The sequence below is a fragment of the Maribacter aquimarinus genome (assembly GCF_047345505.1).
Lineage (GTDB): Bacteria > Bacteroidota > Bacteroidia > Flavobacteriales > Flavobacteriaceae > Maribacter.
In genome coordinates this window covers 224,672-232,260 of the sequence record NZ_JBLFEO010000005.1, presented here as the reverse complement: position 1 = coordinate 232,260, position 7,589 = coordinate 224,672, and the positions used below count along the sequence as shown (strand labels likewise).

The 7,589-nt window shown below is 51.0% G+C and carries 5 protein-coding genes; 2 read left to right on the top strand and 3 right to left on the bottom strand.

Annotated elements, in window-relative coordinates; genetic code table 11:
• Positions 1 to 766: 766 nt before the first annotated feature.
• Together ACKWCC_RS05780 and hemN are read right to left on the bottom strand one after the other, a co-directional pair.
• Positions 767 to 1,588, bottom strand: coding sequence for a universal stress protein (locus ACKWCC_RS05780; protein WP_413994962.1), 822 nt, complete (start codon positions 1,586 to 1,588; stop codon positions 767 to 769).
• An 18-nt stretch (positions 1,589 to 1,606) separates the two neighbouring features.
• Positions 1,607 to 2,965: an oxygen-independent coproporphyrinogen III oxidase gene (hemN, locus tag ACKWCC_RS05775; protein WP_413994961.1), complete on the bottom strand. Its 1,359-nt coding sequence runs from the start codon at positions 2,963 to 2,965 to the stop codon at positions 1,607 to 1,609.
• A gap of 160 nt (positions 2,966 to 3,125) precedes the next feature.
• Here hemN and ACKWCC_RS05770 point away from each other — a divergent pair, with 160 nt between their 5' ends.
• On the top strand, positions 3,126 to 4,979 hold the full coding sequence (locus ACKWCC_RS05770; RefSeq protein WP_413994960.1) for a CBS domain-containing protein: 1,854 nt from the start codon (positions 3,126 to 3,128) through the stop codon (positions 4,977 to 4,979).
• Positions 4,979 to 6,175 (top strand): M14 family metallopeptidase, encoded by a 1,197-nt coding sequence (locus ACKWCC_RS05765; RefSeq protein ID WP_413994959.1) that lies wholly within the window; start codon positions 4,979 to 4,981, stop codon positions 6,173 to 6,175. The genes ACKWCC_RS05770 and ACKWCC_RS05765 overlap by 1 nt, the downstream gene beginning before the upstream one ends.
• 680 nt (positions 6,176 to 6,855) lie before the next feature.
• Here the strand turns inward: ACKWCC_RS05765 and ACKWCC_RS05760 are convergent.
• A complete protein-coding gene (locus tag ACKWCC_RS05760) occupies positions 6,856 to 7,575 on the bottom strand; it encodes an energy transducer TonB (protein ID WP_413994958.1) in 720 nt (239 codons plus the stop codon).
• Between the last annotated feature and the right edge of the window lie 14 nt (positions 7,576 to 7,589).

The window sequence follows — 7,589 nt, the reverse complement described above, 5'->3', positions numbered from 1 at the left end:
CCAAGATACAGCTTGCCAAGAAAAGGGCAAGGGGCTACCGGAACACGGAGAATTTTATAAACATGATCTATTTCATAGCGGGTAAACTGAAATTCGATTACCCACTGTATTTAACATAGAACCTTAATTAAACAAGGTAGTGGTCCAATTATCATACAAATAAGCATTTTTACCGTTGTCAGTTCGAGCGCAGTCGAGAACTATTCACCTGCCAAAGGAGGCTTCGACTGCCTGCCTCGACTGCAATTCAGGCGGGCGCTCAGCCTAACATTTTGACCAAAATTGGATTTAAAATACGAAACTAACTACTGATCTGTATGTATTTGTTTTTTAAGGTCAGACCTGCCCGTTCCGTTTCAGGCGGGTGTAAATTGCCAATAAACATTTCGGTTGGTATCCAGCATTGTTATGGCTCATTTCATTAGGGCAAATTTAGGGAAAGGGAGCGGGGCCGTATATGATAATTATCATAAAAGGATAAAAAAGTCTTTTATTTTTGAGGCCCGAAGGTCATCGAACCAAAACATATTGAAACAAGAGGTCCACAATAATATTTTTGGGATTTTCAAGGGAATTTTCCAAGCTTTTTAAAGCTGGGAATCAGTGCCAAGTCCTTCGTTGGTATGCATCACCCTAGGGTAAGTGCACACCAGGGTGCCGTCCCTATTTTCAAGGCCCTGCATTCGCCCCAAAAAAACAATCTCAAAGTCTTGGTTTCATTGGGCGCAATGGGCGTCTTGTGTGGCTTGAAATCAGCCTTTATCCCTTATATTTTAAAGGTCACCACGGGCAGGGTACTGTGGTTGGCAATGTCTTCCCCGATACTGCCCATAAAGAAATGGGAGAGGCCCTTACGGCCATGGGTGGGTACGCCAATGATGTCGGCGGCTCGGCTCTCTGCGTAGTTGAGCACTCCGCGTTCCACGGTATAGTCGTTGTAAATGTCCACCTCAAAGCCCACCTGTACTTTGGGCAGGAACTTGGACACCCGTTCATAAATGTCCGCTGTGCTCAAAAAGGCATCTCCAGGGGTGTTAATGTACACCAGTTGCAGTTCGGCATCCAACAATTTGGCAAAATCAATGGCCTTTTTTAGTGCCGGGACATTCTCTTCGGCAAAATCGCAGGCAAATACAAAGCGTTCTGCCTTAAAGTCCGTGATGTCTTCCTTTACCACCAGTACGGGAATTTCAGAATGCCGTACCACCCTCTCGGTATTGGAGCCAATGAAGATCTCTTGGAGGCCGTCCGTGCCGTTGCTGCCCATGACCACCATATCGGCCTGGTGTTTCTGGGATACCTCGTTCACCTCGCTAAAGACTTTGTAATGCTTAATGACCGGGGTTACTTTCAGGTCTTTCAGATAGTCTTGGTCCAAGAACTCTTCAAATCTTTTTTCGGAGAGCTTTATCAATTGCGCCATCTGTTCCTGCGGTATGTACTGGGAGCGGCTCATAATGGCCGGGGCCAGTTCCAACATATGCAGTACTATGAGTTCCGCATTTTTCTTTTTGGCCAGTTTGGCGGCCATCTTCAGGGCATTTTCAGATTGTTTGGAGAAATCCACGGGGACTACAATACTTTTCATAACACAGGTTTTAAAGGGTTAAACGGTCATGGAGAACACCCTGGTGTCCGGTTTGTTCCGTTGTAATTTTAGGTCGAAGGCCATACTGATGTTCCGTATAAAGGGCTTGCCCTTTGGGGTGACCGTAATGCTGTTGGCACCAATGGCAATGAGTCCGTCTGCCTCCGGTTCCCTTAAATTATCGATTATATGCTGAAAATCCAAGGAAGGCGTACCTCCTTTTTCCCAGGAGGTCTCAAAGCGGCACATGAGGTTCAGGATGTGCTTTCTTATGATTTCGTCCTCTTGGTTCAAGAGGTGGCCCCGAAAAACGGGAATGATATCATTGGCCACCAAATCTTGGTACTCTTTGATGCCCTTGACGTTTTGCGCAAAGGCGTTCCAACTATCGCTAATGCTGGAGGCGCCCAGTCCGATCATCAATTGGGTCTTGGATGCCGTGTACCCCATGAAATTACGGTGCAAATTCCCATTTTGGGCCGCTTGGTAGAGCGTGTCCGTGGTCAGGGCAAAATGGTCCATCCCTATGTCCTCATAGCCCAGTTGGGTCAGGTGTTTTTTTCCTATTTCGTACTGCAGTTTCTTGTCTTCGCCCTTGGGCACGTCCTCATCCCGGTAGCCTCGCTGGCCGTTGCCCTTTATCCAGGGCACATGGGCATAGCTGTAGAAGGCCAGTCTGTCCGGTCGCAGTTCATTGGTCTTGGCTATGGTGTTCTTCACGTCTTCCACGGTCTGGAAGGGCAGGCCGTAAATAATATCGTGGCTTATGGAGGTGTAGCCAATTTCCCGGGCCCAATCCGTCACGTTTTTTACGTTCGCAAAGGGCTGTATGCGGTTAATGGCCTTTTGTACGGTCTCATTGTAGTCCTGCACGCCAAAGCTCACCCGGGTAAAGCCCACATCGTACAAGGCCTGTAAATGTGCTTTTGTGGTATTGTTGGGATGGCCCTCAAAGCTCAGTTCCGCATTTTCTGCCCGATCGGCCAGGGCAAAGATGCCATTGATGAGCAGGCTGAGGTTCCCAGGGGAAAAGAAGGTGGGCGTGCCCCCGCCAAGGTGCAGTTCCTTAATGCGGGGCCTGGCACCGAGCACGTCGCGGTAAAGGCCCCATTCCCTGAGCACGGAGGCTATGTAGGGAAGCTCTACCTCATGCCGTTTGGTGATGCGTTTGTGGCAGCCGCAAAAAGTGCACATGTTTTCGCAAAAGGGCAGGTGAATGTAAAGGCTAATGCCCTCTTCCCTGCTTTCTTCAAAGCACCCCTTTACGCTCTGCTCCCATTTTTTGGCCGTAAAGCTCTCCGTGTCCCAATAGGGCACGGTGGGGTAACTGGTGTACCGTGGTCCCGGTACATTGTATTTGTTTGTAAGACTGCACATACCTGATCTGTGTTTTTAGTGCAGCAAAAGTAGGAGCGTGGCCCGCGAAATAATATGATAATTGTCAGTTCACCGGCGATAAGAACCGTAAATTCTGACAATTATCATATTTTTAGGAAGCCATATACGGTAGTTTTGTTGGAAATGGGTCTATGACAATATGGGTGAATTGAATGTAAGCAGCGCCAAAGACCATCTGTCCCGGATGGACTTCATCCAGCACTTGGTGCGGGATGTGGACGCCCTGGAACTGATGCTCCAAAAGCAGATGTTCGAGGATGATGTGGTGCGCATTGGTGCCGAGCAGGAGATTTGTCTGGTCGATGGCCATTACCGTCCGGCGGGCATCAGTCTGGACCTTTTGCGGGCCATTGACGACCCGCACTTTACCACGGAATTGGCCAGTTACAATATTGAGATCAACCTAGATCCCCTGGAGCTTACCGGCAACTGTTTCGCGGAAACGGCCGGGCAGCTGAACCGTTTGCTCAAAAAAGGTCGAGAAGCGGCCAATGGCCTTGGCGTAAAATTGCTCCTGGCCGGCATACTCCCCACCCTGGGCAAGAAGGAGGTGGGCCTGGATTATCTTACCCCCATAGCGCGCTACAAAGCCCTGAACAAGGTCTTGACCGAGACCAAGGGAGGCAATTTCAATTTAAAGATCAGGGGCGTGGACGAGCTTTTTCTAAAGCACGGCTCCGTGATGTTCGAGGCATGCAATACCAGTTTTCAACTGCACCTGCAGATTCCCTCGACCGATTTCATATCCAGCTACAACTGGTCCCAGGCCATTGCGGGCCCTGTACTTTCGGTATGCTGCAATGCGCCCATGCTCATGGGCAGGGAACTGTGGAAAGAGACCCGCATTGCCCTTTTCCAGCAGAGCCTGGACACCAGGAAGATCTCTGCTACCCTGCACAACCAGAGCCCCAGGGTGGGCTTTGGGGACCATTGGGAAACGGGATCGGTGGCCACCATATTCAAAAAGGACATATCCAAGCACCGGGTCCTGCTCACCAAAGCCATTGAGGAAGATTCCCTGGCGCTGGCCAAGGCGGGACAGGTGCCCCAATTGGCCGCACTTCGGCTGCACAATGGAACGGTGTACCGTTGGAACCGCCCTTGTTACGGCATTGGCGGGGGAAAGCCACACTTGCGCATAGAGAACCGTTACATTCCCTCTGGCCCGTCCACCAAGGACGAGCTGGCCAATTTTGCCTTCTGGGTGGGCTTGATGATGGGCCGGCCCAAGGACTATGACGACATGCCCGGCAAAATGGACTTTAAAATGGTAAAGGCCAATTTTATAAAAGCGGCCCGGACCGGAAGGGAGACCATTTTTTCCTGGATGGGCCAGTTGCGATCCGCAAAGGACCTGGTGACCAACGAACTGTTGCCCATGGCCAAAAGGGGTCTGGAGAAGTGCCAGGTGGACCCGGCGGACATCACCTCCCTTCTGGACATCATTGCCCAGCGGGCGGAAACCCAGACCGGAGACAGTTGGCAGGTGAACAACATGCGCAGCCTCAAGAAAAAGTGCAAGACCGATCGTGCCCTGGTCTTGCTTACCAAGGCCATTTATGACAACCAACAAACCGGGCGCCCCGTACATTTGTGGCCCGCGGTGGACGTTGAAAAAGATACCGCGGAACACCGGCACAGGCTCGTGAGCGAGATCATGACCACCCACTTGTACAAAATGCACACCGAAGACACCGTGGCCATGGCCTTGGCCATCATGGATTGGAACCAGATCAACCATGTGCCCGTGGAAGACAATAAAGGCAAGTTAAAGGGACTTCTTACCCGAAGCCATCTCAATGGCCTCCCCGATCAGGCCAAGCTGCCGGCCAAAAAAGTCTCCGAGGTCATGATAAAGGCAGTGACCACCACCACGGCAGACACGCTGGTGGAGACCGCCAGCCAGATCATGACAGCTACCGGGTTTGGTTGTCTGCCCGTCTGCTCAGAAGGTCGTCTTGTGGGCATCATCAGCAAAAAAGATATCCCATAATGCAACGGACCGCAACGCTTACCGTGGCTCCGGACTTGGTTTCGGAGCGTATTGTTGGCCACGTGCGGTCTTCGCGGCAGGGGCCCACCATCGTTTTCTTTGGAGGCATCCACGGCAACGAACCCGCCGGGCTGGAGGCCCTAAAACGGGTTTTTGGGAAACTCAAGGGAAGCAAATCGCACATCAAGGGATCTATCTATGCCGTTGCCGGCAATTTGGGTGCCCTTCTTCAAGGGGTACGGTTTCAGGAAGAGGACCTGAACAGGATTTGGCTGCCCCAGAGATTGGAAAAGACGGCACATGGCCATGCACCGAGTTCTCCGGACGAAAAGGAAATGCGGGCGCTGCACCAGCTCATTCACCAGATTACGGAAAGTGATCGTCCGCCCTACTATTTTATGGACCTGCACACCACTTCGGGGCATACAGACCCCTTTATCGTGGTCAATGACAGCTTGCTCAACAGAAAATTTACCTCCCACTATCCCTTGCCCATTGTGCTGGGCATTGAAGAGTACCTGGCCGGTGCCCTGCTCAGCTACATCAATGAATTGGGCTATGTGTCCTTTGGGTTTGAGGCCGGACAGCACGCCGATCCCCGCGCCGTTACCGTGGCCGAGCATTTTATTTGGTACAGTATGGCCCTTGCTGGAGGCCTGGAACTGGCACCCCAAACCCTACAGATGCATTACAGTGCACTGGCCTTGGGCAAGTTTCCCAAGGCCACCTTTATGGAAATCTATCATCAGTTCACCATTGGCAAGGGAGACCACTTTAAAATGGCGCCCGGTTTTGAGAATTTTCAGAAAATACCCAAGGGGCGTACCTTGGCCACCTTGAACGGGGAACCGCTCATCACCCAAGAAGAACGGAAAATCTTTATGCCACTGTATCAGGAAAAGGGAGCAGAGGGTTTCTATTTTGTAAAGCGCACGCCCTTGTTCTTTCTAATCCTATCCAAATACATCAGGAAAATAAAGGCGGAGCGACTTTTGCTGTGGCTGCCGGGCGTGTCCCGTTCCCGGGAAACGCCATCCGCTCTTTTGGTGGATAAGCGCACGGCCCGTTTTATGGCAATTTCGTTCTTTCATCTCCTGGGATATAGGGTGCGCAGGCGAGGCGCCCACCATTTGGAGCTCCAAGGGCGCGACCGCACCTCCAGGGACAGGGCCTACCAAGATGCACCCTGGTATTGAGCGTATTGATCTTTCTTTTCCAGTTCCAAAACCAATTGGTCCCTTAAACGGGCGGCACCAGGGTGTGCCCTACCGGCCAAGGAACCCATGCCATGGACCGGTACATCTTCTTTTACTTTGTAGATCGCTGCTTCGGCCTGGGCCAATGGCCTTTTCAACGGGGCACGCCATCGTGGAACACCTTGGTGGGAACAATAGGGCGATGTGTGCCTACCATCGACCTAAAAACAAAGAGGACCAAAGTGTGTTGCTTTCGGGAAGGCGAGCATGGGGAAAGGGCTGCGTTGCACCCACATCATGTGCTGGAGTTTTACCATGAGGGCGCTACCCTCCAACGGGACCAAGACTTTATACCAGTTCTCGTTTGAAATGCAGCCATGGAAATGGAATTATTTTTTTGGCCTGGGAAGAAGAAAAATCAGGCATAGCCGAGCTACGGCTTATTTTTATTTTGAAGTAGGGCGTAAAAAGAAACCATTTATCGGCTTTTTTTCAATTGGGAAATGATATTATCCATGGAAGCATTCCCTGGCCCCGTTGATCGGGCCAAGGTTGGCCCAGTCATCGGTTTGGCGGACATGGGCAGCCCTAACGAAATTTTTGGTGCACAAACCAATTTAAAAAGCCTCTGGACACAAAGGGTGCTCAGAGGCTTTCCGTAGTAATACCAGAACTCAAGATTACTGCATTACAAAGTTTATGGGGATGCTGTACGGAACCTTTACGGGTCTTCCGCGCTGAATGCCCGGTTTCATTTTGGGGAGCAGGGCAATGATGCGTGCCCCCTCCTCTTCAAGGATACGGTCTGGCCCCCTGTACCGGATATTGCCCACCGTGCCGTCTGACTGTACCACGAAGCTTACAAAAACCTTTCCGCTAATGCCCAGTTCAATGGCAGTTTTGGGGTATTGAAAGTTGTCCCTGACATGCTGTTGGATGCTCTTGTTGAAACACGCTTTCTTTTCTTCCTCTGTGGCCAGGTCCTCGCAACCCGGAAAAACGGGCACGTTCTCAATAATGGCAAAGGGAACACTGATGTCCTCTTCCTCTTCTATAAAGTCCACATCGTCTGCCTGCACCACATCGCTGATCATGGTCTCTTGCGTACTTTCTGTACTTTCAATGGTGGTTTCCTCTATCTCTTCCAGATCTTCCACTATCTCGATCACGTCTGGGGCCGCGGGGGGCGGTGGTGGGGTGTTCATGGTGAGTTCGGTGATGGGCACTTCCTCGTCCATCGTATCCATCACGTCCAAGGTTTGGGCATATTCTTTTTGTGTATCATAGGTCTTGTATTCCAAAAGTTGCCAGGTGGTAAACAAAACTATGGTGAGGCCGATCACAAAGTAAAGGCCGCTGTTCCTGTTCAGGTCTGCCTGCGGGTTTTTCTTGAGTTCCATGATAATTGATTTTA